This window comes from Citrobacter sp. Cpo142 (assembly GCF_030332425.1).
GTDB classification, from domain to species: domain Bacteria; phylum Pseudomonadota; class Gammaproteobacteria; order Enterobacterales; family Enterobacteriaceae; genus Citrobacter; species Citrobacter portucalensis.
In genome coordinates, this window is record NZ_JAOWHW010000088.1 from 1 (window position 1) to 573 (window position 573).

Consider the following 573-nt stretch of genomic DNA (forward strand, 5'->3'; position numbering starts at 1 on the left):
TAACAGTGGCAGACAGGCCAGCAGCAGTGGCAGCAGATTTAGCGGCTTGTGCTTGTGCATCTTTTACAGCCTCATCACGGTCAATAATTCGCCCTTGTTCAATCATGCGGGCGGCGGTCTGCGCGTTCGCTGTTTGCGATGATTCCGCACTATCACGTTCCGCCCACTTTTTTTCCCAACCGCGGTTACTCCACTCGTTTCCGGCGATAAATGCGACGGCCACCAGCACCGAAATGGCAATGAACTGATAGCGCAGGCTCACTGTTCTATCCCCCAGCACGCCAGCGCGCTTTCCTGGTCTCGTCGTTCTACCTGGCCATAGCAGCCATTTTTCTGACCTTTGGTCAGACGACAATCGCGGCCGCCGTCTTTAATCCACCAGCGGATCGCTTCACAGGCTCCTTTACGGTCGCCAGCATTGATGCGCTTATAGAACGTAGACGGGAAGCATTTTCCGGGGCCGATGTTATAGGGGCAGAAAGAAGCGATACCTGCTTTCTGCGGCTCGGTCAGCGGAACTTTTATATTTCGTTCAACCCATGCCAGCGCCTTGTCGCGTTCAATGGCGTTCAC

2 protein-coding genes are annotated in these 573 nt (G+C 54.6%); both read right to left on the minus strand.

Annotated features, from left to right (window positions below; translation table 11 throughout):
- On the minus strand, positions 1 to 262 hold a 262-nt coding region (locus OGY18_RS04260; protein ID WP_286551987.1), incomplete at its 3' end, for a DUF2514 family protein.
- Positions 259 to 573: glycoside hydrolase family protein (locus tag OGY18_RS04265; RefSeq protein WP_286551989.1), on the minus strand; the 315-nt coding region annotated here is incomplete at its 5' end. The genes OGY18_RS04265 and OGY18_RS04260, both read right to left, overlap by 4 nt.